This window comes from Candidatus Lokiarchaeota archaeon (assembly GCA_014730275.1).
GTDB lineage: Archaea > Asgardarchaeota > Thorarchaeia > Thorarchaeales > Thorarchaeaceae > WJIL01.
Genome location: WJIL01000060.1, coordinates 25,176 through 50,779 on the forward strand (window position 1 = coordinate 25,176; position 25,604 = coordinate 50,779).

At 46.2% G+C, this 25,604-nt stretch carries 27 protein-coding genes; 15 read left to right on the forward strand and 12 right to left on the reverse strand.

The genetic code is table 11. The features are described from left to right. Positions 1 to 16 precede the first annotated feature (16 nt). The 3 genes from GF309_06100 to GF309_06110 all read right to left on the reverse strand — a co-directional run bounded on the left by GF309_06100 (position 17) and on the right by GF309_06110 (position 2,657). A complete protein-coding gene (locus tag GF309_06100) occupies positions 17 to 952 on the reverse strand; it encodes a hypothetical protein (GenBank protein ID MBD3158347.1) in 936 nt (311 codons plus the stop codon). Between the two features lie 37 nt (positions 953 to 989). After that, positions 990 to 1,472, reverse strand: a complete 483-nt coding sequence (locus tag GF309_06105) for a hypothetical protein (GenBank protein ID MBD3158348.1) — start codon at positions 1,470 to 1,472, stop codon at positions 990 to 992. Positions 1,473 to 1,568: 96 nt separating this feature from the next. Further along, entirely contained in the window at positions 1,569 to 2,657 is a 1,089-nt protein-coding gene (locus GF309_06110) for an aminotransferase class I/II-fold pyridoxal phosphate-dependent enzyme (GenBank protein MBD3158349.1), read from the reverse strand. A gap of 205 nt (positions 2,658 to 2,862) precedes the next feature. On the opposite strand from GF309_06110, the gene GF309_06115 reads away from it, so the two are divergent. From GF309_06115 to GF309_06145, 7 genes are all read left to right on the forward strand, one after another. Next, positions 2,863 to 3,936, forward strand: coding sequence for a hypothetical protein (locus GF309_06115; protein MBD3158350.1), 1,074 nt, complete (start codon positions 2,863 to 2,865; stop codon positions 3,934 to 3,936). Continuing rightward, positions 3,937 to 4,785 (forward strand): hypothetical protein, encoded by an 849-nt coding sequence (locus GF309_06120; GenBank protein ID MBD3158351.1) that lies wholly within the window; start codon positions 3,937 to 3,939, stop codon positions 4,783 to 4,785. A gap of 12 nt (positions 4,786 to 4,797) precedes the next feature. Then, positions 4,798 to 5,571: a hypothetical protein gene (locus GF309_06125; GenBank protein MBD3158352.1), complete on the forward strand. Its 774-nt coding sequence runs from the start codon at positions 4,798 to 4,800 to the stop codon at positions 5,569 to 5,571. Next, positions 5,571 to 6,851 (forward strand): Ni/Fe hydrogenase subunit alpha, encoded by a 1,281-nt coding sequence (locus GF309_06130; GenBank protein MBD3158353.1) that lies wholly within the window; start codon positions 5,571 to 5,573, stop codon positions 6,849 to 6,851. The genes GF309_06125 and GF309_06130 overlap by 1 nt, the downstream gene beginning before the upstream one ends. Positions 6,852 to 6,896: 45 nt before the next feature. Next, entirely contained in the window at positions 6,897 to 7,343 is a 447-nt protein-coding gene (locus GF309_06135) for a response regulator (protein ID MBD3158354.1), read from the forward strand. A 101-nt stretch (positions 7,344 to 7,444) separates the two neighbouring features. After that, entirely contained in the window at positions 7,445 to 8,998 is a 1,554-nt protein-coding gene (locus tag GF309_06140; GenBank protein ID MBD3158355.1) for a hypothetical protein, read from the forward strand. 494 nt (positions 8,999 to 9,492) lie between these two features. Beyond that, positions 9,493 to 10,854, forward strand: a complete 1,362-nt coding sequence (locus tag GF309_06145; protein ID MBD3158356.1) for a hypothetical protein — start codon at positions 9,493 to 9,495, stop codon at positions 10,852 to 10,854. 72 nt (positions 10,855 to 10,926) lie between these two features. Here GF309_06145 and GF309_06150 read toward each other — a convergent pair whose 3' ends face one another. The 3 genes from GF309_06150 to GF309_06160 all read right to left on the reverse strand — a co-directional run bounded on the left by GF309_06150 (position 10,927) and on the right by GF309_06160 (position 13,070). Further along, positions 10,927 to 11,820: a hypothetical protein gene (locus tag GF309_06150; protein ID MBD3158357.1), complete on the reverse strand. Its 894-nt coding sequence runs from the start codon at positions 11,818 to 11,820 to the stop codon at positions 10,927 to 10,929. 226 nt (positions 11,821 to 12,046) lie between these two features. Continuing rightward, positions 12,047 to 12,538 (reverse strand): hypothetical protein, encoded by a 492-nt coding sequence (locus GF309_06155; GenBank protein MBD3158358.1) that lies wholly within the window; start codon positions 12,536 to 12,538, stop codon positions 12,047 to 12,049. A 4-nt stretch (positions 12,539 to 12,542) separates the two neighbouring features. After that, complete coding sequence (locus tag GF309_06160; protein MBD3158359.1) at positions 12,543 to 13,070, reverse strand: hypothetical protein; 528 nt, start codon at positions 13,068 to 13,070, stop codon at positions 12,543 to 12,545. 154 nt (positions 13,071 to 13,224) lie between these two features. On the opposite strand from GF309_06160, the gene GF309_06165 reads away from it, so the two are divergent. Continuing rightward, positions 13,225 to 13,632, forward strand: coding sequence for a cytidine deaminase (locus tag GF309_06165; protein MBD3158360.1), 408 nt, complete (start codon positions 13,225 to 13,227; stop codon positions 13,630 to 13,632). Positions 13,633 to 13,929: 297 nt separating this feature from the next. Here GF309_06165 and GF309_06170 read toward each other — a convergent pair whose 3' ends face one another. After that, positions 13,930 to 14,883 carry a transcription initiation factor IIB gene (locus tag GF309_06170; GenBank protein MBD3158361.1) on the reverse strand — a complete coding sequence of 318 codons (954 nt, stop codon included), beginning with the start codon at positions 14,881 to 14,883 and terminating at the stop codon, positions 13,930 to 13,932. A 354-nt stretch (positions 14,884 to 15,237) separates the two neighbouring features. On the opposite strand from GF309_06170, the gene GF309_06175 reads away from it, so the two are divergent. Further along, positions 15,238 to 15,834, forward strand: coding sequence for an NUDIX domain-containing protein (locus tag GF309_06175; GenBank protein MBD3158362.1), 597 nt, complete (start codon positions 15,238 to 15,240; stop codon positions 15,832 to 15,834). A gap of 11 nt (positions 15,835 to 15,845) precedes the next feature. Here GF309_06175 and GF309_06180 read toward each other — a convergent pair whose 3' ends face one another. From GF309_06180 to GF309_06200, 5 genes are all read right to left on the reverse strand, one after another. Further along, positions 15,846 to 16,793, reverse strand: a complete 948-nt coding sequence (locus GF309_06180) for a transcription initiation factor IIB (GenBank protein ID MBD3158363.1) — start codon at positions 16,791 to 16,793, stop codon at positions 15,846 to 15,848. Between the two features lie 107 nt (positions 16,794 to 16,900). Further along, on the reverse strand, positions 16,901 to 17,167 hold the full coding sequence (locus GF309_06185) for a hypothetical protein (GenBank protein MBD3158364.1): 267 nt from the start codon (positions 17,165 to 17,167) through the stop codon (positions 16,901 to 16,903). Further along, positions 17,168 to 17,608, reverse strand: coding sequence for a hypothetical protein (locus tag GF309_06190; protein ID MBD3158365.1), 441 nt, complete (start codon positions 17,606 to 17,608; stop codon positions 17,168 to 17,170). Positions 17,609 to 17,622: 14 nt separating this feature from the next. After that, positions 17,623 to 18,942 carry a ferrous iron transport protein B gene (feoB, locus tag GF309_06195; GenBank protein MBD3158366.1) on the reverse strand — a complete coding sequence of 440 codons (1,320 nt, stop codon included), beginning with the start codon at positions 18,940 to 18,942 and terminating at the stop codon, positions 17,623 to 17,625. Beyond that, positions 18,939 to 19,757, reverse strand: coding sequence for a hypothetical protein (locus GF309_06200; protein MBD3158367.1), 819 nt, complete (start codon positions 19,755 to 19,757; stop codon positions 18,939 to 18,941). Before GF309_06200 ends, feoB begins: the two co-directional genes overlap by 4 nt. A gap of 352 nt (positions 19,758 to 20,109) precedes the next feature. Between GF309_06200 and GF309_06205 the strand changes: the two genes are divergently transcribed. The 6 genes from GF309_06205 to GF309_06230 form a co-directional block, all read left to right on the forward strand. Further along, positions 20,110 to 22,383: a hypothetical protein gene (locus GF309_06205; protein MBD3158368.1), complete on the forward strand. Its 2,274-nt coding sequence runs from the start codon at positions 20,110 to 20,112 to the stop codon at positions 22,381 to 22,383. A 78-nt stretch (positions 22,384 to 22,461) separates the two neighbouring features. Continuing rightward, positions 22,462 to 23,490 (forward strand): tetratricopeptide repeat protein, encoded by a 1,029-nt coding sequence (locus GF309_06210; GenBank protein ID MBD3158369.1) that lies wholly within the window; start codon positions 22,462 to 22,464, stop codon positions 23,488 to 23,490. Between the two features lie 5 nt (positions 23,491 to 23,495). Continuing rightward, positions 23,496 to 24,086, forward strand: coding sequence for a hypothetical protein (locus GF309_06215; GenBank protein MBD3158370.1), 591 nt, complete (start codon positions 23,496 to 23,498; stop codon positions 24,084 to 24,086). A gap of 108 nt (positions 24,087 to 24,194) precedes the next feature. After that, a complete protein-coding gene (locus GF309_06220; GenBank protein ID MBD3158371.1) occupies positions 24,195 to 24,368 on the forward strand; it encodes a hypothetical protein in 174 nt (57 codons plus the stop codon). Positions 24,369 to 24,470: 102 nt separating this feature from the next. Next, positions 24,471 to 24,968: a hypothetical protein gene (locus GF309_06225; protein ID MBD3158372.1), complete on the forward strand. Its 498-nt coding sequence runs from the start codon at positions 24,471 to 24,473 to the stop codon at positions 24,966 to 24,968. Between the two features lie 237 nt (positions 24,969 to 25,205). Continuing rightward, the coding region (locus GF309_06230) for an ATP-binding cassette domain-containing protein (protein ID MBD3158373.1) at positions 25,206 to 25,604 on the forward strand (399 nt) is incomplete at its 3' end.

Consider the following 25,604-nt stretch of genomic DNA (forward strand, 5'->3'; position numbering starts at 1 on the left):
ACTGATCCAAGCCGCTCTATTTCTCTATTTTCTTATTGCTGTAATTTGCATCTATGGTTTCTATTTTTTCATAGAGAAGATTCACAAGCTCTCGAGTGGCCTTTTCGAAATCCGTGAAATTGACTATTGGCACGTCGTTTTCTTTGGCTTGCTCTTTCATGTAATCATGTATCTTTCTAGTAGCAAGGAATTCCCGTTCACGTTTGGTGCTCTCCTTGTCTACAGTCCTTAGCTTTTCAGTCACCCCTTTACTGATGAACATCTGTCGATGGATTTCTTTTTCGGGATCAATGAACACCTCAATGATACTACTTGAGAGCTTCTTCAATTGTCCAGGTATGATGTGAACTCCCTCAACTAGTCCGGATGCTCCTTCTCTGATTATTCGTTGAATCAATCCGGTGATTTCGGTTCTCATGATACTGCATTGAGCCAAATAACCACGTATGATCTTGTCAAGAGAACTAGGCCCCACACGTTTGTATTTATGAGCTTGATATGTATGACAAAAGAGCTCGGGATGTTGGTTCTTGTCAGTCTGCTGGCGCATCAGCTGGCGAATTGTATCTGTGCCAATGATTCTGGTGATTACTAAAATTGAAGTGAGTTCTAATGACAGTATGGACTTGCCGGTTCCAGATGCCCCTTCAAGAGCGACAAACAACGGAGGTATCTCTGGGATTTCTCGTCGCATTTCATGGTATCTCGTGATTGTATCGAACCGCTTTTTGGTTTCAGCTGTAAGTCTATTTCTGAGCATTTCGAAAAGCCTCCCCTCAGAGATATATTCTTCTTCAGGAAGGCTCTCCAGAATCTGCTCCATTATCATTTCGGTTGTTTTGCGACCGAGTCCGCTGAGCCTGAGTCTTCCTCTAATTGCAATTTCTGGATAAAGAGTGGGATAGCCTTCGACTTTGATTCGCAGCAGTTGCACCCAAGCTATGAAATTCATACAACCTCAAAAGGTATTCTGATAGCGACCGTTTACCTTAGAATTCCTTCCAAGAACAATAACCTTTCTCTTCTGGGGTTTTTTCGCCTGAGAAAGTGCGAGCGGCTCGCTCTGTTCCTTTCTTTGTGTTCTTCCATGCAAATGGTTTACTCATGTCTTTCTTCAAGTTGGTTTCTAATGTTATATCCGAACATAGTGACAATACACTTCTCTGAGTTTTGAGAACTCTCATTGAACAATCGTATACACGGATTCTTGCATTACGAAGAACAAAGACTTGATCACATTCTATCTTCACTCTTTTGTCCCAAAGAGCAAACAGGATTTTGGCCGTTGAATCCGCAATGACAATTTCTGTAAGGTGATGGTGATGGCCTGTGCGAGCCGAGATAATCTTTCTTTCCGGAAGAATCTTAACTACGCGAAAGATGATATCGACGTTATGAGAATCTGGCTGGAGTTGGACTATTCGAGTCACCTTTCCCGTGTAGCCACTTGGTAAGCCGTCAGATATCTCCAAGTTCAATCATCCAATGGTTACCTTGCGTGACTCATATTAAGGCCCACAAATGTGATTGGAATACTGGAAGTAATAGCAGGATTCTGTCTATGCAATCTATCCATATAGATCCTTGAGCGCCTTTTCTAGGCGATTAAGCCCTTCAATGAGCTCTTCTTTTTCGCCGCCGAATCCTATTCTCAGATGTTTATCCATTTCAAGGCCATAGCCTGGTACCGTAAATGTGCGGTACTTCTTGACCAGTAGTTGACATAGCTTCTTGGTTGATTCCCCATTGGCAAGCCAAGGTGCACAGACCATGCCGCCTTCTGGTTCAACCCATTCAAGCCAGCTCTGCTCTTCCATCCAATCCTTGAGTATGGCATAATTTTGAGAAAGCATGGTTTCCATTTCACCAAGTATGGCATCTCTTTGCCTCAATACTTCAATTGCAATAGCTTCACCAAGAGCAGAATTGCATATGGTAATTTGTTCCCGCACTGTGCGTATTGCTTGAATGACTGGTTCTTCCGCAATCGCCCATCCTATGCGAATGCCTGGTAGACCGTAGACTTTGGACATACTCGTTATGCTGATGGCGGAAAGGCTTAGTGTAGCGGCCTGTCGTGGTGGTTCTCTGAACGTGAGATCTCTATAGGTTTCGTCTACCATTAGATGCGCATCCATGTCTTCTGCTATTTCTATTGCTCTCTTGATTTGGCTTTCATCAATCATCGAACCAGTGGGGTTATTCGGATGTGTAAGAGAAATGAGGGTTGTTTCAGGCTTGACGATTTGGTCAAGCTCATCCAAATCTGGCTTGAAGTTGTTTTCCCGTCTCAGATGAAATAGAGTCAAGTCGCGTTCCAGCGATCTGGGAACTTGATAGAGCGAGGGATAAGTAGGATGTTCAACGACAACATGATCATTCTTACCCACGAGGTGCGATATAATCGAGAAATTCGCTTCGCTGGCACCCGTCGTTACCGCTACATTGTCCATTGTGATTCCTTCATACTGATTCGCTATTAATTGGCGGAGCTCAGGGCATCCAAGGTGATATCCATAACGGAGCTCGACATTCTCTAAGTCAATATCCATTTCTTCGAGGGTTAGAAATTTCATACCGCTCTCGCCAATGTCATAGTCGACCTCATACTGCCATTTATCAAACCAGTATTCGAGTGGCATGCGTTCAAAAACCATAGAGTCTCACAGGAAAACCGGGTGCCTCTCTGTACGATAAAAGGCTTTTTAGAACGGCACATTCTGAAGGATGTTATTTTAGCAAAGATTCACCGATGAATAGTTTAGGATTCAAACGATTTTTCGATATTTTTCGACGCTTTTCGTATGATTAACCTTAATACAGGAATTGGGAGGTTACACATTGTAACCATAAACCACTGGAATGGTGATTATGCAAAACTATGTCATAAAGAAAGAGGACTTGAATAAGCTTGTTGAGCGGGCTTTAGATGATTATGATGTCTATGCCCCCGTGCAAAAAAAGAGCATTCATGTCTACGATCAGATTTCGGATCCTGCCTCAATGGATTTGAATTATGGTCAAACGATGACTTCTGCTAAGAAGTTGTTCAATCCACCTGTTGAGAATATGATGACCTTTGATTTTGATAAAAAGGAAATCAAGGATAGACTTGAGGACACTATACCCGAAACTCCGTCGCTGATTGTGGGATTGCACGCCTGCGATATTAACGGCCTGCTCTTTTTGGATCGGGTCTATGGCGGAGAATACGATGACCTCTACTACCAGAAGAGACGAGAAAAAACCACCATCATCGGTTTGAATTGCCTTGAATCGTGTGAGAGTGGGTTCTGCCGCTCAGTTAACACGCATATAGTGCTTGAAGGTTATGATCTCTTCCTGACTCCTATTGAGGATGAGCGGTACTATGTCAATGTCGGGTCACCAAAGGGTGATCGACTCATCACTCTTGCTCCTGATCTTTTCGAGGAGGCAACCGAAGATGATGTTGATGCCTTTCGTAAATCGCTTCAAAAGAAGCATGAATCATTGCCAGTGGAATTCCATCTTGATAACTTGACGGAAACGCTTGATATGGCATGGGATGATCCAATCTGGGAAGAGATTGGGGAAGACTGCATGAACTGCGGTTCATGCGCTTTGGTCTGTCCTACTTGTTACTGCTTCGACGTTGTAGACGAGGTAGGGCTGGATTTGAAAGAAAGCACTCGCAAGCGAAAATGGGATACTTGTTTGTATTATGACTTTGCTCTAGTGGCTGGCAATCACAACTTCAGAGAAGAGCCAGAAGCACGACTCAAGTATCGTTTCTATCACAAGATGAGAGGAGCAGTGCACGACCAAGGTATCATCGCCTGTACTGGTTGTGGAAGATGCATAGATGCATGCCCTGCTGGTATCAGCTTCTTAGATGTGCTAGCTCAATTACAGAAAAACTGGGCAAGTGCACCTACTATAGAGGGAGGGAACTAGATGCAAGTAGAAGTTAAGCGTGAAAATGAATACATTCCTAATCTAGCCGTTTTGAAAAACAGAACAGACATGACAGAGTTGGAGACGCTTTTCGAGTTCGAATTCAAGGATAAGGACCTCCAAGATCATTTCTCTTACAAACCTGGTCAATTCATTCAGTTGAGTATGTTTGGTATTGGAGAAGCTCCTTTTTCAATCAGTTCCACACCAACAAGACCCGGTACCATTGAGCTAGGTATTCGGCGAGCTGGCGATGTAACTGAAGCTATTCACAGGTTAGAACCAGGTGATGTTGTCGGTCTTCGCGGACCTTACGGAAACGGCTTTCCCCTCGAAAAGATGAAAGGCAAAGACATACTCATTGTCGCCGGTGGGATTGGCCTCGTTCCACTTCGCTCAGTCATCAACTATATCATTGATGAACGTGATGACTTTGGGCACATGACACTGTTTTACGGAGCTTGTCTTCCGGAAGAACGGATATTCGTGGATGAACTTGAGAATGATTGGCCATCTGCACCTGATGTTGATGTATTGCAGACTGTTGATGAATGTCATGACACATGGATGGGCAATGTTGGTGTCGTAACTACGCTGTTTGACAAGTACGAAGTTGATTCGGAAAATACTGTCGCTCTAATCTGCGGTCCTCCTGTCATGTATCGCTTCGTTGTAAAAGAGCTCCTGGACCTAGACTTCCGGAGAGACGAGATATACATGTCATTGGAGCGCAGAATGAAGTGCGGTGTAGGCAAATGTGCACACTGCCAAGTAGGCCATAAGCTAGTATGCAAAGACGGCCCCGTATTTACCTACTTCGAAGTGCAGCGACTACAGGAGGCAATCTAGGAGGTTAACAAGATGAGTGATAATGGTAAACCGAAAGTTGGCATATTTGGATTGACCGGATGTGCTGGATGCCAGCTGAACATACTGAATATAGAAGATCACCTGCTAGATATTCTTGGTCTCGTTGACATTACGACCTGGGTCATGGCTAAGCAAGAGAATTCCGATGGCCCTTGGGACATTGCGTTTGTTGAAGGATCAGTTGCAAAGGAATCAGAAGTTGAGCGGGTCAAGAAGATCCGTGAAAAGTCTGATGTGCTTATTGCCATCGGTGCATGTGCCACCCATGGTGGTCTCCCCGCAATTCGTAACATGCGGGATATTGAAGAAATGAAAGAAACGGTGTACGGAGAACAAACGTCGCATTTGGATGTAATTCCAATCAAACCAGTCTCGCATTATGTGGACGTTGATGCAGAATTACCAGGCTGTCCAATGGATAAGATGGAATTTGTCCGCGCAGTGATGGCACTAGCTATGAAGAAGACACCACAGGTACCCAACTATTCAGTATGCTATGAGTGTCGGGTGAATGAAAACCCATGTCTTCTCGATGAAGGGAAATTCTGTATGGGGCCCGTTACCCAGGCAGGTTGTGATTCGTTGTGCCCCTCCTATGGTGCTGCCTGTGAAGGCTGTAGAGGTCCCATTGCTCAGGTGAATTGGGGTGCAGAGGTAAAAATCCTCAAAGAAATGGGTGCAACAGCCGATCAGATACGTAGGAAGTTCCTCAAGTATTGCCCGTCAACAGCTGATATGGAAGACTTCCAGGAGTTGACTTTGTGATGACAACCGAAAATATTGATATCAAGCATATTGCCCGAGTTGAAGGGCATGGCTCATTGTATGTGACTACTAAAGACAAGGAACTCGTCGATGTTAAAATGTCAGTCGATGAAGGAGCCAGGCTTTTTGAAGCCTTTCTGAAAGGCCGAGAATTCACAGAAGTACCCGAAATAGCCTGTAGGATTTGTGCAATTTGTAGCGCATCACACAGAGTAGTTTCAACCAAAGCCGTAGAAAAGGCGATAGGCATCGAGGTGAACGAAGATGTTGTAGATCTTCGACGGCTTCTGGTCTGGGGTGAGTATATTGAAAGCCACATTTTACACGCACTGTACTTGGCTTTGCCAGACTACATCGGTCATGAAAGCGTGATTTCTGCAGCTGGCGAATATCCTGATGTTGTCAAGATTGCGCTCAAGCTGAAGAAGCTAGGAAACGACCTTCAAATTCTTGCGGGCGGCCGTGAGGTTCATCAAGTAACTCCTATGGTTGGAGGTTTCAGTAGCTACCCAACAAAGGACCGTTTGAGAGAATTGAAGCAAGAGATTCTTGACGCACGCGAGGATCTGCAAACTTGTGTCGACCTCTGGGCTACACTAGAAGAGCCTGAGTTCGAACGAGAAACAGACTATCTCGCAATCAGAAGAGATGATGAATACGCTCTGGTCGATGGTGACTTGGCAACTCTAGATGGACTTCGAGCACCTGTCGAGGACTACAAGAAACACATCCAAGAGCGTGTACCCGACTACAGCTATGCAAAAGCTGGTGTTCGCAACAGCCATGGTTTCTTCGTCGGTGCTTTAGCTAGACTGAACATAAATGAGGAACATTTGTTGCCCTTTGCGAAGTCTGCTTTGGAGACCTTGGAAATTGACCTACCGAGCTACAACACGTTTCTGAACAACGCGGCTCAACTGGTGGAAACTGCACAAGTATTCGAAATGGCCGAGAATACCATCGACAAGCTTCTTGAAAGCGATATGGAATGGTACGAACCTGAAGTAGAACCCAAAGCAGGAACTGGAACTCATATCACCGAGGCACCGAGAGGTACTTTGGTTCATTCCTATGAGTTCGATGAGGATGGTCTTTTGACTTACGCTGATATCATCACGCCAACTGCTATGAACTACACCAATCTAGAGGAAGACGTGCGGGAGCTCTACCCCTCTATCAACAATCAGGACCGTTCTGGTATAGAATTCATGCTGAACCGCCTCATTCGGGCATATGATCCCTGCATCAGTTGCTCTTGCCATCTCTCAACAGTAGACTAGCTAGAGGGCACTCGTAAACTGCAGTAAGTGCGGTGACATTCATAAGTGAATAGTGTATTCCATGACACAGGAACTAGGCCTACTGTTTGGCAAGAGTGCAAAGTGATGAAAATGGTAAAGCGCGTCATGGTAGTAGATGATGAACCCGCCGTGCCCTCAGTTGTGGAAACGTATCTACGAACCTATCTTGATGATTTTCAGTTGATTCCGGCTACAGATGGACATGAAGCCATTAGAGCAACTGAAGATCTCCTGGATGAAGGCAATTCACCAGATGTTGTGCTTATGGATTTGAAAATGCATCCTATGAACGGTATTGAGTGTACCAAGGCCCTTGTGGAAAAAGGAATTGAGGATATCTATATCCTTACCGCATACGTTGACTCCGATATGATTTCTGAGGCTTTGGATGCAGGCGCAAAGGGCATCATGAACAAGGCTGATGGCTACCGTGATATCGCACGCAGAGCCGCTGATATCGTCCGTGGTTAGCTCAATGTCTAGCGCGTCTTTGTCAATAGGGCAAAGGCTTTTCAACTATGAGAGTCTAGATGGTTGTCTGACGACTTTATGACAGGAGAGAGAATCTGCAGATGAGATATCCTTCACTACGACTGTTCTTCCTCTGTACAGTACTTGCCTTGGCTGTAGTTTCGTTTTCAACACCAGTAGCAGAAGCCCAAGACTTCGATGATTCCTTTGTCGGCGATGATCGCCTGCATATTCTTCTCAAACTTGATGGCAGACCAATTACTGAAGCAACAGATGAGAATCCTATTGTGGTTGACTTGGAGGAGCCTATGCGGCTTTTCCTACAGGTTAACGTTACCAATGACCAACCAATCAACATGAGCGGAAACATATGGTTCTACTACATGGATATAGCACTCTTTCCGGTTGAAGTACGCAACCCTACCACAAATACTAGTTGGGTTGTATTGCCCTACGATGAACCTGTGGATCCCGTTGAGGCGGACATAGATTTCGGAGAGATGATAGATGCTGGCCCCGTTGACCTAGCAACTGGTCTTTTCCGCGCCTCATTGAATTTCACCTATAATGAACTAGGCGAATCGGAGACTCATTCAATTGGAGCGACATTCTATCTCAAAATCCCCGCAGAACCAATGGCCGTAGTTACGTCTGCAGCTGGAATCGCAGCATCCGTGGCAACGGTGAGCGCGGTGTATGGGATAGGCAGTGGCATTGGTACCATAATCGAGGGCCTCAAGACCGCTGCTAAACTGAGAGGCATTCACAAGAAGATGTCTGAGATCAGGTCGCTACCAAATCTCGCAGTCCTTGGAGCTCTTCCGGCCCTATTCTTAATGGTTGCTGGTATGACGTCGAAGATACGACGGAAGAGCGATGATGAGGAAGAAGAGGGGACGGGAACTGCTGTCAGCGAATTTGTTGTGAAACAGCGACTTCGAGAAGTGGCTCCTGATGCGTGGCCAATGAACAAATGTCCAAGTTGTTTGAAGGATTGGGATGAGAAAAGAGACGCTTGCAAGAAATGTGGCATATCCACAGAAGAAGCCAAGCTGAAGTATGCTGATGTACTTGTGGACAAAGTTGAGCCCGCCCTCAAGGTCTTGGACAAACACAAGTCTGTATCCGTTCGAAAGCTTGCGAAAAAGACTGATTCGAATAACTACAATGCAGGTGTTGTTGCAGCTGCGCTTGTTGACACTGAAGTCACAGAGATTGAGAAAATTGAAACGCCACTACGGAGCTTCGTTATGAATCTAGCAGGTATTGCATTCCTTTTCCTGACATGGCAACAACTCTTTGGAGCTTCAGCTAGTGACTGGCAGACTGCTCTCACTCTTGTTGGAGCGGCACTCTCCGTTGGCGTTGTTATTGCCCTCTATGTGCGAAGAAAGACGCAGATTGAAGAACTGCAGGAGAAAGGATCTGACGCCGGAGCCATTGTTCCAGGTGTAAGACCTCAAGAAGACACGGAAGAGACTTCACTGCCTGAGGACGAGGAGGTATCGGTTTCTGAACAAGATGAACCCATACCTGAACCTTCGGAAATCGACATGAAACCTGATGACGAAGGGGCAGAAGTTGAGAGTTCAGAACAGGACTCTATCGATTCGGATTCGCTGACACCTGAAGAGCTTGAAAAAGAGAGAAAGTAGGATAGCCTTTCTTTTCTTCTCGGCGTTGTTACGGGTTCATCAAATGATTTTTCGTTCTTCTACGAGCCGCAGAAAGAAACTGGAATTGAAATCAAAAAGAAAAAGCGAAAGGTCAAGATTCGGAGTTTCCTTTTACCGGATTGAGGTTAGTGGATTTGGAGGGCCTATCTATTCGGCAATCAGATGTGAAGGTTGTAGCATGGCATATCTTCTGCAAAAAACCGTCATGAAAAGTTAATCTGGATTTTGTCAAGTATCATCTATGCTTGACCTAGCCCCACTTTTCACACTCCGAACCTGCTTGTCTCGTCTTGGAATTTAGAACACGTGTTCCAAATTTCCGCATTCGCTTGATATCGAATCTGGCTCTGATGCATGCAAAGATCTGAACGAGAAATAGAAACCCCGATACCTGCCTTTCCCAAAGATTGAAGTTATAGTGATGACGCCGAATATGTGCAGCAGAGATTCAATTCTGCAGTGGAGAATTGCTTATGGTTGATCATATTGCCATTATTGGTTGCGGTGCAGCTGGAGCAACTGCGGCCATGCAGGCCCGGAAAGAGAATCGCAAAATCCCAATTACGCTATTCAACAGAGAGCCTTACTCTCAATACTCAAGGTGCGGTTTACCATACACCATCTCAGGAAAAGTTCGAGAGTTTGAAGATCTTATCCTGATGAAGGAAGACAATTGGTCTGCTCTGAAAGTGGATGCGAAGCTTGGGACTGATGTTACTTCTGTTGATATGGAGTCCAAGACACTTGAATACAAGGGAGAAGACGAAGAAGGCTCCCTAGAGTTCAGCAAACTGATTCTAGCTACAGGAGCCGAGAATGTGGACCCGCCCATTGAGGGTTTGGACAAAGACAGGGTTTACGGATTGAGGACCATAGACGATGCCAAGCAACTCGTTAAGGAAGCTGATAGGGCAGAAAAAGTGGTCGTTATTGGTGGAGGCCTGGTCGGGATGGAAACAGCTGAAGCTTTTCACGAAAGAGGTCTTGATGTGACTGTGGTGGAGTTCCTCCCGAATATCCTTCTTGCCATGGTTGACCCCGATATGGCAGAGATAGTGGAAGAACAGTGCAAGGAACATGGACTGAAGATTCTGTGTAATACCGCCGCCCAAGAGATTACCGGAACTGACGAACCAGAGACTGTAGTTGTGCAGGACAGAGAAACAGAAGAAACCTCCGAGATTGATGCCGATATTGTTGTAGTTGCTACAGGAGTTCGAGCAACCACTGATTTGGCAGAAGAACTCGGTGTAGAGATTGGACCAACTGGAGGTATCGTTGCGGACGATACAATGATGACCAGTCTCGAAAATGTCTATGCTTGCGGTGACTGTGTGGAACACAAGGACTTCATCACGGGTAATCCTATGGCCGGTGGTCTTGGTACTATCGCGGTTCGACAAGGTCGGGTAGCAGGCATCAATGCAGCCGGTGGAGATGCAAGTTTTCCAGGCATAGTCGGAGCAAAGGTAACCAAGCTATTTGGTATCGAGATAGCAAGTACCGGTCTTACAGAGCATATGGCTGATGAATTCGATGTGAACGTAAAGAAAGGATCCATCAAGGGGGAGACCAAACCACCTTACTATGTTGGTGGAAAAGACATCAAGGTCAAGACCTACTACACGAAATCGGAAGGGAAGCTCGTAGGCGGTCAACTCGTTGGACCTGAAGATGCTGCGATGAGACTCAATGTGATAACCCTTGGTATCCAACAGGAAATCGATGCTGTGGAATTCTTCGATTTCGAGAATTGCTATGCTCCTGCAATATGCGATACCTGGGACCCCTTGGTCAAATCGGCTAGTGTTGCAAGGCGCAGACTGAGAATGTAACTGAAAGAGGGTTTGTGTGTAACATCAGGTAGGTGTGGGGGCTCCTGTTTCTGAATGAGAAGTGTCCCACAATCAGTCAGGCATCACTTCTAATTCACTTATCTTCTCAGCTATCTTGTCCAAATCTTCAATTGCATCCTTTTTGTCACATTCTCGCCAAGTACGGATTCGAGGATCTAGACCCAGCTTATGGATAGGTCCATTTTCGGACAAGAGATATCGCACTGTCGCATGCGAGAGATCAGAGCCATGCGACTCACTAACGTACCTTCTCACCTTGTTTGTGAGATTCACTCGTCTTCCTCTTGCAGCTTCTTTCAGTACTCCTATGAGGTAGAGAGATATGTCTTTGAGAACTGGGAAATGCTCACCATCCCAATCAAACCAACGATCATCGCTTAGTGTCCAAGCGTCATTCTCTCTCTCAAGTATATCCTGGTATTGTCCATAGAGTGGACGAAATACCACGAATCCTGTGATTGCTGAAGCCGCTATAGCAAGAACCGAGAACAATGCATGTACTGAAAAAACCAAGTATGTGCTTACAATTCCTATCATTGCTAAGAGCGCAATGGCTAGACCGTAGAAGAAATAGAGCAACACACCCAGCGGTCCCCAGTCAACACCGTAGATATGCCTTAGTGGAACAGTAGATCCAGGAGCTGATTCTTGCAGTTTCTCCTCCACCTTCAACAGGAATATGACACGTTTGACTGTCGCTTTGCGCAGATACTGGATTGTATAGAGCGTAATCGCAACAAAACAAAATGCGAATATCAGGATTGGCAGCCAAGCTATTGACGCGAGGGAGAACTCGATTTGCATGCTGGTTAGGAATACGTTGACGCTAAGAGTGACAATGGTTAAACATAGAGCGGATACCTGCCACATACTTGACGTATAGCCGCGGATATCGTCCCAAGCCTGGCTCATCTGCTCGACCGTGATTCCGGGGTGCTCATTCATAGGTTGGCTTCCTGTGGTGGTCTGCTGTGTTTACGAGACAATCCTGGATAATAAGCGTTCTGAGCATTGGTTGCCTAGAAATTCTGGTTGAAGACTCACACACTAGGAACAACTAGTCTCAAGCATAGCCCCGCAATGCTCGAATCTATCTTCAAAAACCCACGGGTCAACTACGCAACCAAACCTCTTCACAGCTACCAGCAGCAGTCTGACCGTTCCTTGGTATTTATTCTTCTGAGAATAGAAGCCTTGTGTTGTTAAGCGTATACTGAAACGAGCTGATTTGAACATCAGTTCCAGCGATAACAACGACCCCTTTAACAGAGGTTCCCTGTTGAGCAGCCTGATATATGGCATTGGTAATTTCTTCCGCTACTTCCCATGAAGGTACCCCTACAGCTTCTAGTCCTGCTGTGAAGAACATCACAGTTGGAAACTGTTCTTCGGCAGCCTTCATAAGAGCTTCATCTGCTGTTCTGCGAATTGGTTGCCTACGATTCCGATCACGTATACTGAGCGGCGGCCAGAAGATGGCTTCCTCTGCAGATTCATCTTGGATAGCAACTGACTTTCCGCTCATTTCCCCCTGTGGGGAGCGATTCAAGAATGGTCCAAAAAGGGGAATTTCTTTGCTCTTTACTGCTAAACCCGATTCGATATCTTCAGGTTCTGATAATCCAAGCGTAACAGCTATTGCATGGATTTTCCAGGTTTCCAACTGGTCATTGCTCCAGCGACTTGACATGTTTTTCAAAGACTTCTTTGGCATCATCCCCATAAGCAACTAGGATGATTTCCTCGAGTGACTGCGAGCGGTCTTCAAACCTAGATACGCCCTCCAGTATTGCAGAAGTAGATTCATCATAGTTCAATCCCCCGACTCCTGCTCCTATGGCCGGAATGGCTATCGAAGTTACCCCTTTCTTGTCTGCAAGCTCTAGTCCTTGTTCAACTGAAGAAGCAACATTTTCTGCAGTTGCCTTCCCACTTGGTGGCATACCCGCGCAGTGCACAACGAATTTCGCCTTGAGTTTGCCACCACTTGTTATCACTGCTTGTCCCGGATTTATGGGGCCTTTTACCATGGCTTCTTCTTCTATTATCGTTCCGCCTTTGCTTTTGATGGCACCGGCAACTCCTGCTCCCATCCATAAATGGGAGTTTGCAGCGTTGACAATCGCATCGGTTTCGGACTCACTAATGTCTCCCTTCACTACAGTTATCTCGAGCGAGCCTAGTCTTCTCTTCAAGTGTGTAACCTCAACAATAGCGGATATACATGGGTGTGATTGTGTAAAAGGTTATGGAAATCATACTGCTCCTCACGCCAGTGGAGTTTCTGTGCCTTTTGCCTGAATTCTACAAACAGACGCTGTTAAATACAGGAAGGCGACAGAAACCTTCATGGTAACTAACTCACAGCTCATCAAAGAAGCAGCTTCTGTTATCAGTACGAAGCAGGTTGGGGAGTTCACGATTGGGAACGTCGGAAGTGCACTGATTACTGCAAAAGGGTCCATCTACAGGGGTGTTTGCATCGACACAAGCTCAAGCATGGGATTCTGTGCTGAGCATAACGCCATCGGATCTATGATTACTGCAGGCGAATACCGTATCGCGAAAATTGTTGCAGTTTACCAGGATGAGCAGGGTGGAGTGTACATTCTTTCTCCATGTGGCCGCTGTCGAGAATTCATGTATCAAATCGACAAAGAAAATCTCGAAACCCAAGTTGTTCTCGATGCGGAGTCTGTAGTCCCACTGAGAGAATTATTACCATATCATGACTGGTACAAGAAAATCGAACCATGAGCTGGGCAGGATAGTTCTATCTCAAGTAAAACGAGATACTGTTCTAGGGATATCAATGCCAATTGCTGAACTAGCCTTTCATCCGAATCTTCAATTCGTCAACTAGTCTGGTCCCGAATTTCGATTGTATCTACCAAGTTGGCCATGGACTGAAGACATGGTAACTTTCGACGTCCGGCTGCTTCGTATGAAGACTATCCTATAGAATCAAGTCACAATGCTGGTGTACTGATATTGCATGAAAAATAAGAAAGGAATGGTCGCAGGGATGCTGCAACCAATCACTGTATTGTTATTCTATGGCGTCATTCTAATGTTCAGCTCATCAACGAGTTCCTTGTACCTATTCCGAACAGTCACTTCAGTCACGCCAGCAGCAGAGGCGATATCTCGTTGCGTTACACGGTTATCGGTGACGATTGAAGCGATGTAGATCGCTGCAGCCGCCAACCCTCGTGGGTCACGTCCTGTGATAAGCCGCTTCTTCTGTTGTGCTGCGTTAAGGATTTCGAGAACCTTCTCCTGCACATGTCCGGGTAAGTCAAGCTCGGTGATAAACCGCGGGACATAATTAGAGGGCGTGGATATGGGCATCTTGAGTTTGAGTTTCCTAACCAATAGACGATAGTGCTTTCCGATTTTCTTCTTGCTGACACGTGAATGGTCCGAAATCTCCTCAAGCGACCGTGGTGCCTCTCTCAATCTACAGGCTGCGTAGATTGCAGCTCCAACCATGGCGTCGATAGACCTGCTCCTCACGAGCCGTTTCACGATAAGCTTCCTGTACAGGAGCGCCGCAAGCTCTTTGATGCTTTTCTTGAGACCAAGCTGTGAAGTTAGCCTATCAAGCTCGGTCATAGCCTGGGCAAGGTTTCGGTCCACTGAGCTGTGTACTCTGGTCCGGATCTGCCATTTCCTGAGCCTGTAGATCTGCGCTCGTTTCTTGGCTGAGAACCGTTTTCCTGAGGAATCACGGTCGCGCCAGTCAATCATCGTGCTGAGCCCTTTGTCGTGTATTGTGTAGTTCGTGGGAGCTCCAGCCCGTGCTCTGGCGTTCCGTTCTTCTGTAGTGAAAGCTCGCCAGTCCGGGCCCTTGTCAATTCTATGATCGCTGACTACAAGGCCGCATGTTGCGCAAATACGTTCACCTTTCTCTAAGTCCTGCACCACATCATGTCCTCCACACTCTGGACAGGTGAATTCAGCTGACCTCTTTCTTCTCTCTTCTGCTGATTTGGTATTGGATGCCATCTCCTAATATCTCTCCATTGTCAGGTTTGTCTGGTATCCTATCTCCAGATAGCTCTAACACAGTAGAAATCCAGTTAGCAGTGGCGCTAGTGTGTAGAACGGTTGGAGCAGACCCTCAGACTTTTACCGTTACACTTATATGCATGGAATCTACACTAATAAATCTTTCGATAAAAAGTGGTCATTTGGAAACTTACCTATAGTTTTCCGCTTCCTACACCACATAGTAAGAGAGTAAACCAATTTAAGATTATCGCTGGTTTAACATCTGCTAGAAAGAATAAAAAACGGTTAATTTCATCCCCTCGGTTATTTTCCTTACCCTAAAATCTTTCTAGTAGTGGGCTTTACACCATGAATATGGACCATCAATCCAGCCCCACATTTGAGGATCAGGTCGAGGAACTGAAGGCGAAATTCGGTAAGCCGCAGGTATTTACATTTTCAGCCGATTTCCTGAATTTTGAGTGCGACCTCGTAAAACGAAGTGCTGCAAAAGGACGAAACCATGACATCACCTGTTTCATTCGAAAGGATGGTCAATACGTGGTGATTCAGAAACACCAATATGCTCAGACCGGCATATATCGTGCTCCTTCTGGTGGGGCCTATCCCGATGAGGATTTGGAGGATGCTGCAGAACGAGAGATGTATGAAGAGACCGGGCTCCAAGTAGATCTTAAGAAGTTCGTCATGGATGTCCGGCTCGAAGTCAGATGCCCGGATGAAACAATTCCTTGGCGTTCTTTGGTCTTCTTAGCAGAAGCCGTCAACGGCGATTTACATATCATTGACGATTATGAAATCTATAATGTGCGTCTTATGTCGAGGGAGGAAATGCTTGGATCTGTTGATGAGCTTATGGTGGAGAGCGGGTGGGGTGGGTTTGAATATCGCTCTTTCCTTACACGATCTTTCTTTGAGACCTTGGATGAACTGGATGACGGTTGAGCCATTTTTTGTTACGGGTTTAGAGTTATGTTGAGCTTATCTACGAGTTCCTTGTATCTATTTCGAACAGTGACTTCTGTTACTCCGGCCGCCGCCGCGATTTCTCGTTGGGTAGCTTTGTCGCCCACGATAATAGAAGCTATGTAAATTGCTGCAGCAGCCAAACCTCTGGGATCTTTTCCTGTTACAAGACTGTGTTTTTTCTTCGCGGCTTCTAGAATTTCCATGACCTTCTCATGAACCGTGCCTGGGAGATTCAACTCGGCTATCAATCGCGGAACATAATTCATCGGGTCACTTATGGGCATACGCAAGTTAAGCTTCTCGACTAAGAGACGATAATGCCGTCCGATTTTCTTCCTACTGATTCGTGATTCTCTTGCAATTTCATCCAGCGAGCGTGGAGCTTCTCTGAGTCTACACGCGGCATAGGCGGCAGCTGCTACCATGGCCTCAATGGACCTGCTTCTGATTAGTTTCTGTATAATTAGCTTCCTGTAAAGGACGGCGGCTAGTTCCTTTATACCACTGCTAAGCTTTAGCTGTGATGCAAGTCTATCAAGCTCGCTCATTGCTTGAGCTAGGTTTCGTTCTACGGAGCTGTGTACCCGTGTGCGAATCTGCCATCTTCGAAGCCTGTAAATTTCCGAGCGTCTCTTTGCTGAGAAGCCTTTCCCCTGCGCATCACGGTTTCTCCAGTCAATTAACGTGGAAAGACCCTTGTCATGCTTGGTATAATCAGCTGGTGCCCCTGCCCGTGCGCGGCTCTCTCTTTCTTCAGAAGTAAATGCTCGCCAATCAGGGCCTCTATCCATGTGATGCTCACTTATTACAAGGCCACAAGATGCGCAGATTTTTTCGCCTTTCTGGATGTCCTCTACCAGCTCATGCCCGCCGCACTCAGGACATGTGAACTCCTCTTCGGATTTCTTCTTGTCTTTTTTCTTACTTTGGCCCATTTGGATAGGCTCCCATTGTGCCTTGTATATTATGTGATTGGTTTCTGATAAATCTGTAAGGAAGCTATCCACTAGTACCTCAATAAAAATCTACCACATTTGCTGATCTAGGATTTGACGAAATGCTTTCCGCCTTCTGTGACATAGTATTCCTCGGTGACCAGCTTTTTCTGCTGACAACTCTCAGCCATAGGACATGTGGGACAAGTAACGTCCGGCTCACAATTGCATTCGCCAAATCTGAGGTATCCATTCTCCAAGAGGATACTAAGCATATCCTCCAGTGTGGACATCTGAACTCCCAGTTCCTTGGCAATCTCTTTTTTGTGAGCAACTTTCTCTTCAAGAATGAGACGCAATATACGTTTGAGCAACTATTTCACTTCCTTTGGCTTCTTCATAACCTGTTTCGAGAACGGATACATCGCAACAAGCAAAGGAACTACAGCTGGAAAAATCCAAATGGCCTGAGTGAAGTCAGAAGCGATTTGCCAGTTGGTCCAACCCTCAAGTGCAAGTAACCACCCTAGTGCATTTGAAAATAGAATAACGATTTGTAGTCCTGCAATTACCCCGGCCAGCAATATTCCGACCATGAGAAACGGGATGGCATCAGAAACTGATTTTCTCAACTCCTTTGCACCTTCAATGAAAACGATGCCAACAATCAATATCATAATCCCTGTGAGCACATCCGCGGAGAAGGGGGCAACAGATACCACCCCAAAGAAGGTGAGTAGTGTGAGTATCCCCGAGACTGTGTAAACAACTGCTGAAATCAAACCCAGCAACATGAAAGTGGTTCTTTGTTCCATGATTCTCATCACTCCTAGCTGAAAAGGAAACCTCCTACGAGTACCGTAAGTAACGCCAAGCCGTAGGCGAGCAAGAATTGATACGCGACCGAGAATGCGGCCCATTTCGTTGATCCTGTTTCTTTCTTGATTGCACCAATAGTGGCTATGCAGGGTGTATAAAGCAGTACAAAAATCATGAAGGCAACTGCTGATACTGGACTTAGTACTGATGTCAAGGCAGCACCGATTCCCCCTTGGCCTTGCACTGCAAAAATCACACCAAGGAAACCTACAACCACTTCTTTTGCAAGAATTCCAAACACCAGCGCTGCAACGATTTCCCAGGTGAAGCCTAGTGGTCTGAATACTGGTTCAAGGATCTTCCCTAATATACTGACGAATGATTCCGTCGCTGGAACTCCAAATCCTGCTGGACCAAAAGATGATGCGAACCATAGAATGATAGACCCCAAAAGAAGATACGTGCCTGCTTTCTTCAGGAACAGCACTGTTCTTTCCCAAGTCTGTATGGATGTATCTCGCAAGGTTGGCATCTGATACATTGGAAGCTCCATCAGGAGTGGTGAGGCGCGCTGTTGGAAAAGGGTCCTCTTGAAAATGAGTGCCATTATAACCGCCATAACAATGCCAAGCATGTACATTGAAAACACGACCGTGCCTGAAATCATTGGAAAGAAGACACCTGCCACAAGCACATAAACGGGCAATCTCGCTGCGCATGACATAAGCGGGCTTATGAGGATGGTAGTGAATCTGTTTGATTTACCCTCAATTGTTCGTGATGCCATGACTGCAGGTACAGTGCAGCCGAAACCCAGTAGTAACGGTATGAACGACTTTCCGTGAAGCCCCATTTTTACCATGAGTCTATCCATTACGAATGCTGCACGTGCTAGGTATCCACTATTCTCTAAAAGTGCGATTGCAAAATACATGAAAAGAATGGGGGGCAGAAAGACAAGGATGAAACCGACTCCCCCAATAATGCCGTCCGTAACAAGTGATGCAACCCATGGTATTGGTATTTGGCTGGTTAAACCACCGAGGTATGTGAATCCAGCTTCTATCATTGCCATGAAAACTTCAGACACCTGAAACGTAAACTCGAACATCGCCCACATAATTAGCAAGAATATGGGTAGACCAAGATACTTGTGCAAGAAGACCTCATCGAGCATGTCGCTAAGCAGCCACTTCTTCTGTCCTGGTTTGTAGACATCGTCCAGAATTTCGGAAATCAGCTCATACCGTTCATCAGCAAGAATTACCCTCGGATTGATTGCATCCCTGTATTCATTGTCCATATCTTGTTGATTCGCGGACTCTGTCATGGCGTTATCTCCAGAATCTTCCTTTTCAATTCGGGATCCTCAATCATCCTCAGTATTTCTTCATCACGTTCGAAAAGGCGCAAAGCAAGCCATCGTGGCGGAAATCGCTCTCGTAAATCTTGCTTATCCTCTATCAACATCACTATCTTCTTGAGCTTCCTCTCCACTTTAGTGCTATATTTGACCGCAGGCGGCGACAGTCGTTCGTACTCTCCATGATGGTGATGTCGTGGATGGTAGTGCAAATGGTCATCACGGTCAATGTCCCCGGGTAGATGCTCTTTCGCATTTCCTTCATGCGCTGTTGGCTCCGCTTGAAGATCTTCAGGAACCGCCTCTAGAATAGCGTCTTTGAGGTCTTCCATTCCTACCTTTTTGGTTGCAATTGTGGTGACAACTGGAGATCCCAACCGCTCAGACAGCTTCTCGATGTCTATTTTGTCTCCTCTAGATTCCACAACATCACTCATATTCAGCACAACTACCAGATTGAGCTGCAATTCTATGAGTAGCAACGTCAGATACAGGTTCCGTTCAAGCTGGGCTGCGTTGACTATGTCAACCACTACTTCAGGTCTATAATCAATGAGATATTGACGAGCAACTTTCTCATCCTCAGACCGAGCACTCAAGCTGTACACCCCTGGCAAATCCACAATCTTGAACTCGTAGCCCTTGTGTTCGAAGTATCCTTCCTTTCGCTCGACTGTTTTGCCCGGCCAGTTTCCAGTATGCTGTTTGCTCCCTGTTAGGTTGTTAAATATGACGCTTTTTCCTACATTGGGATTGCCTATGAGAGCTACTCGGATTGGCACTTCTTCACCTCTAATATCTTTGGAGAGTTAGATGCATCTAACACTTAATAAAAGCAATGAAATAACTATTGCCATTCGAGGTTATATCCAGCGAATAGAGAATATATTCAATCCCTAGCTGAAGAACAGCTGCCCTTATTAGGGATACAACATTCCATTTTCGCGGCTGTACATATTTCGTGTAGGAGAGGAGAAGACAGTATGTATGGCCGAATGCTACCTACTGGTTTTGTATGGTATCAGTCTGGAAACCATTTGATCAACTATTGTTGCTTTTCCTGCTTTTCTGGATTGATATTTACCAACCATAGGTGCATGTAACATGAACACAAAGTTTCACCCGAAGAGACTGTTGACTACGCTAGGTTTTCTCACACTGTTTCTCGTGGCAGGGCTTATTGCCACGGTTCCAGCTGAGTCAACGGAACATGAAGAAGATAACATCCCGATAGCTACCCTCATCGATCTATCCTTCGATGATACTGGTATCGCTGACAGTGTATTTGCTGACAGTTCGACACTTGAGTCCACTGTCGATGCGCTTGAGCTCATTCAACTCCTCAAGCTCAAACATACCGCGTCCATAGGCCGGATGTATGACAAGCTTACAGACCACATTCTCTCTTTGCAGGACTCCGGGGGTGGCTTCAGGGTTAGCAATGATTCCGTACGACCTGATATCAAAACAACTGCATTGAGTCTGAAGGCCCTTAATCTGATGGGGCGATTGGATACTGAGACCAGAGCTAAAGCACACTTCTATCTTGGGAACTACTTCTCAAGCGGTCTCAATTTTGATGAATGGCTCACAAACGGTGTCTTCGAACCCAAGTACTGGGGACTGGTAGCGGCCAAGGAACTAGGCGGTGTCGGTGTTATAGACATGGACGAGTTATCGCTAGCGAATGTCCACCTTCTGCAGTCAAATGATGCCTCCGGTGTAGTGCTATTGTGGGATGATGTCTATTTCAAATCAAATAGTAGTGATCCATTCAACGATATGAGTATAGACAAACAGATTCAGGTCATAGACAGCTTCAGATTCATGATATCCGATGAGAAACATCGGCCAACCCTCCTGAACCTGCTGATAGATCCGACTTCAATGCTAAATACCCTCATGGATGGATACAACGAGACAACTGGATTGTTTGGGCCATCCGTTACTGAAACGTCTCTTGACTATTCTGAATCCGTATATCGGGTATTGTCCGAGCTGGGTGAACTCGGAAGGGTATTCGATAACGATAATGGTACAAGACGTCTACAGGCTCTCTACAGTGCGATAGAAAACCACCTGAATATAGCCGAGAAGTCAGTAGAATCCCTAGATGCAGCCATATCTAAGATTCTCGCAGCATTGAGAATATCTGGGTATGTTCCATGTGAATTCAGTTCCTACCATACAGAATACATACCTGCCAAGGATGGTTCGACATTTCAGAGACAAAAGGTGTCGGATTATTCGCTGCAAGAACCAAAACGTGAAACCATCCACAATCAAATGCCGACATCAGATTTGGTTATGAACCTGGTTCTTATCTCATCTCTGGTCGGAATAGGGATTATTTCTTCATTCCTGAAGGGTAAGTGGTTCCTTCTCCTTGTTACCTTGCTTATGGTATTCATGTTCTTGGTTCAGGTATTCATGTCCGTGGTCCAAATCACCAATGCCGTACCAGAATTTCTGTCTCGCGTTTCTCCTCAGAGTGACGAAGACATACCACTGGATATGGGCTTGGCAAATATGATGTGGACCTCCCGGGTGGAAATTGAATCGGGTGGTTTTAGCGGTGAGCATGATCAAGATACCGAAGGGTCGATATCACCTGATTCCGAAGCAGCTACGGCAAGTGGACAGATTCCAATAACTGGAACGCAAGGCGTTCAAGGTGTGGTAGGCATTGCTATTCCTGAATTTCCGATTCTTACTTCGATATCAGGTGCCGGTTTTGGGCCTATCATTGGTACAGATCTTAGTATGTATCTCGATTCAGTGCTTGGTGAAATCGAACATATCCAGTATGAATCCCAGTTGGAGGTCATGGAGGCATACCCCGAGATTGAACCTGGGGAGACACTGGAACCTGACAGAATAGCAGAGATTCTCAAGACTTCATCAGACAAAATTTTGGAGGCTCAGAAGCTCATGCCGGATAACCCCGAAGTACACCACCTGTTGGGTAGGGCGTATTTCATTGCGTTCTCTGCATCGAACGCAAACGAGCATTTCAAGAGAGCTGTCGAGTTACAGCCCGACAACGCTACCCTCTTGAAGGATTACGGGGAGTTCCTGAACGCGTGTGGTCTGTACAAGAAGGCTGAGGCTGTTCTCAGGCTTGCTGTTGAGGCTGACCCCTTCGACCATCTGCCACTCGTTCATCTTGCCGAATCCATCATCGAACAGGTCAAGGAAGACAAAGGACCGGCTGAACGCGTTGATGAAGCCACCAAACTGCTCAACGATTCACTGTCCAGATATCCGGGCGAGGGTAAGACATGGCTCCTCTGGGGGATGATCTCCCTGATGCACAAAGACTGGGAATCTGTGGAGATGAACATGAAGGCGTGTATGATGTGTGACTATGACGACCCCCCGGGTCTACATGTTCATGTGTGCTGCTAAAGGTGAGCTTGGAGACGAGGAAGAAGCAGAGCGGGTGTTCAAGAAATTCAAGCGGAAGAACAGGCTGGAACGAGCAAAATGGAAACAGATGGAGAGAAAGTACGAGGCATGGAAGCAGAAACGGGGGATTGCCTGATGATAGAGCCGAAGCTGTACAAGAAAGCTGGTTTTCCGTTGCTCTTTGATGTGTACGAAAAGGAGCTGCGTGACCAGCCAGGCTTGCTTGCACATCTCAGGATGGTACGAGACCATATCATGCAAGGACAGCTCAGCATAGCCGAGAGTCTGTGCCTCGACCTCGTACCGGACTATGACTTACCTGCAGTATGGTACATATTGTTCATCGTCTACTGGTTTCAGAAGAATATTGAGGCAATCGAGAGGACGCTGAACCGTGCAGCCCGAACAGATGTGCATGATATTTTCTTCAATCTCATGAAGGCCGATGCCTTTGCTTGGTCGGAAGACCCACATCTTTCCCTTTCCATGTACACAGGGATTCTCTGCACCCGATACGAAACACCCTACGTATTCTGGATGGCGGGGCTTGTGCAGACCACCATCGGCTGGTTCTACAACGCAGTCGATATCATTAGGACTTGCCTGGACATGAATCCAGGTGCATCCGTTATGTGGGAGCGATACGCGCTGGCTCTTACCAAGACCGGGAGAATCGACCAGGCGCGGCAGGAGCTGACAAGGGTGGCACAGGACAACCCCCACGAATGGATTATCTGGAGAGCACTCGGTCAAGTTCTTCTCTTGCAGGAAGAATGGGCTGAGGGCTTGAAGGTGTTCCGGAGACTCAACGAGATGATACCGGATGATGCCTTTGTCAGTGTGGGACTCGGCTCTTGTCTGAAAGGCACCGGTCACAAGGAAGCGTCACTGAAGCACTTCCGGAAGGCCACCCGGCGAAAGGGTCACGATTTCGATGCGTGGATGAACCTTGGCGTGACACTGTCCGAGCTGGAGAGAGAGGAAGAAGCGATTGCAGCTCTCGAAAAGGCCCGTGCCATCAATCCGGAAAAGTTCGACGCCTCAGTATCCGACATCACCTATATGATTGAACACGCCATAAGGGACACCGTGGGTTCGGAGGCATGATGATCGTGACGGCAGTTAGCAAACCCGATCAGATTCGAGCTGAAGCAGAGACACTCTTGAAACAGGGGAAAATCCAGGCGGCCGCCGATATCCTGTGGGCGGCTGCTAAAACCCACAGCAAGGACGCGGCTACATGGCACATGTTCGCTAATATCTATCGAGACCACAGTAACAGGTTCACGGACGGAGAACAGGCATACAAGAAAGTATTGGAGCTGGACTCCACTAACTCGACCATTCATGCTGATTGTGGACTGCACTGCTTTAAGTTCAGAAGGCTTGACGAGGCGCAGTGGCACCTCAAACGAGCTATCAAACTGTCGAAGACTCCATGGTGGGCACACAGGACATACGGCTTGCTACTGAAACAACAACACAAGTACGATGAGGCCGAGGAAAGCCTTGCAATCGCCAAGTACCTGCAACCTGACGACTCGGTAACACTGTTCGGTCTTTGCACCCTGTACCTTTGCAAGGACGATACCGAGAAAGCGATGGAGAACCTTGAAGCATATCTGGGCACGGTTGACCTGTCAGACCATTTCAGCACCACCATGCGGACACTCGTCACGGAAGAATGTCCAGTTCATCAGTGATGTCGGTGCATACCCGGCTATCGAACCGAAGGAGAATGCGTCACCCAGATCACGGGGAAGTCCTGCATACCGACAGCTGGTCCACGAATACCAGAAGGGAGCTGGGAAGTGGAAAGAACAACATCGGTATGGGCGACGGAGTCTGGTGGAGACTGTGTTCAGCATGCTGAAGCTGAGATTCGGAGGGAGTCTGAGCTCACGCGGCTACAGGGAACGACGAAGAGAGCTCCTGTTCAAGATTGTGCTGCACAATATCGAGCGGCTCAACTTTCTAGAGTGTGACCGGAGGTGACTTTTTCCACAGAATGAAAATTGTAGCAATATTTATATATATATATATATAGTGATTATATCTTTTGAGCTCTCATTAGGAGGTCAAAAGAAATGAAATCTAGAAAGGGATATTTGATTATTCTATTGGTTCTTTTCAGCTTTCCAGCATGGTTTATGCCCGTCCAAGCATTTACGGAACAAACCATGAAAGATACATCACCAACAGAATATGAAGGAACATGGAGTACCAAGAATAATTATGCTAGAGAAACGCTTGAGGGATCTGTTTACAGAATTAATATCATATTTGAATTCTATAATGTTCCCCAAGATGCAGATGATTATTGGTTTCATATAGACTACGACGGCCTTTCTCATATTTGGCCATTTGGTGAACGCCTCGATGTGATGTACAGATGGAGTACAAGCGGTGGTTTCACCCATCTTGTATATTATGATCATTTTCTAAGTGATACAACCTGGGATATTACATCACCTTCATCAACAACCTTACAGCTGAAATTCAGAGGATGTGCAGAAGTAACAGATGGAATCCAACATACATGGTACTTCGGTGATGAACCAATTCTCCATATGTATTGGGAATAGAACATCATACATCTTTCTCATCAATACTTTGAATATAGGGGGTTGATGGATTCCGTAAGGAAGTCGGTAAGATTGATGAACTCATCGATTCGCAATAAGGTGCCTTAATTCTGGCAATTGCGTCAAGGATTCCACCTGATTTGAAATCGTGGATAGGTTTATCTTTCAGGGTGAGAATACAGAAACAATGTGAATTTCGATTGATTTGACGCCATCAACGATGTGTGGGGGACAATAATGACCAATGACTATGTCATCTCAGTTACAGAGATTACCAAGACATTTGGGGATCTTAAAGCACTAGACAGTTTCTCATTGGATATAGAACCGGGTATCTTTGGGCTCATTGGTCCCAATGGTGCTGGCAAGACAACACTACTCCGTATACTACTTGGACTGGCTAAGCCAGACAGAGGTTCTGCAGAGATCTTGGGAAACGATGTCTCAGATGATTCATTGAACTACTTACCATACGTTGGAGTGTTACACGAGCACCCCTATTTTTCACCTTCAATGACTCCTCGACAATACTTAGAGGACATTGGTGCACTCTACTCCACGAGTGTACCTGCAGAGGACCTTCTCTCAATGGTAAAACTCCTAGATGCAGCAGACAGAAAGATTGGCCATCTCTCA

Bases quoted from the DNA above. Each gene is read 5' to 3' on its own strand.
- GF309_06100 (MBD3158347.1), bottom strand. From the start codon at position 952: ATGAATTTCATAGCTTGGGTGCAACTGCTGCGAATCAAAGTCGAAGGC.
- GF309_06110 (MBD3158349.1), bottom strand. From the start codon at position 2,657: ATGGTTTTTGAACGCATGCCACTCGAATACTGGTTTGATAAATGGCAG.
- GF309_06115 (MBD3158350.1), top strand. From the start codon at position 2,863: ATGGTGATTATGCAAAACTATGTCATAAAGAAAGAGGACTTGAATAAG.
- GF309_06120 (MBD3158351.1), top strand. From the start codon at position 3,937: ATGCAAGTAGAAGTTAAGCGTGAAAATGAATACATTCCTAATCTAGCC.
- GF309_06125 (MBD3158352.1), top strand. From the start codon at position 4,798: ATGAGTGATAATGGTAAACCGAAAGTTGGCATATTTGGATTGACCGGA.
- GF309_06130 (MBD3158353.1), top strand. From the start codon at position 5,571: ATGACAACCGAAAATATTGATATCAAGCATATTGCCCGAGTTGAAGGG.
- GF309_06140 (MBD3158355.1), top strand. From the start codon at position 7,445: ATGAGATATCCTTCACTACGACTGTTCTTCCTCTGTACAGTACTTGCC.
- GF309_06145 (MBD3158356.1), top strand. From the start codon at position 9,493: ATGGTTGATCATATTGCCATTATTGGTTGCGGTGCAGCTGGAGCAACT.
- GF309_06150 (MBD3158357.1), bottom strand. From the start codon at position 11,820: ATGAATGAGCACCCCGGAATCACGGTCGAGCAGATGAGCCAGGCTTGG.
- GF309_06165 (MBD3158360.1), top strand. From the start codon at position 13,225: ATGGTAACTAACTCACAGCTCATCAAAGAAGCAGCTTCTGTTATCAGT.
- GF309_06170 (MBD3158361.1), bottom strand. From the start codon at position 14,883: ATGGCATCCAATACCAAATCAGCAGAAGAGAGAAGAAAGAGGTCAGCT.
- GF309_06175 (MBD3158362.1), top strand. From the start codon at position 15,238: ATGAATATGGACCATCAATCCAGCCCCACATTTGAGGATCAGGTCGAG.
- GF309_06180 (MBD3158363.1), bottom strand. From the start codon at position 16,793: ATGGGCCAAAGTAAGAAAAAAGACAAGAAGAAATCCGAAGAGGAGTTC.
- GF309_06190 (MBD3158365.1), bottom strand. From the start codon at position 17,608: ATGGAACAAAGAACCACTTTCATGTTGCTGGGTTTGATTTCAGCAGTT.
- feoB (MBD3158366.1), bottom strand. From the start codon at position 18,942: ATGACAGAGTCCGCGAATCAACAAGATATGGACAATGAATACAGGGAT.
- GF309_06210 (MBD3158369.1), top strand. From the start codon at position 22,462: ATGGAAACAGATGGAGAGAAAGTACGAGGCATGGAAGCAGAAACGGGG.
- GF309_06225 (MBD3158372.1), top strand. From the start codon at position 24,471: ATGAAATCTAGAAAGGGATATTTGATTATTCTATTGGTTCTTTTCAGC.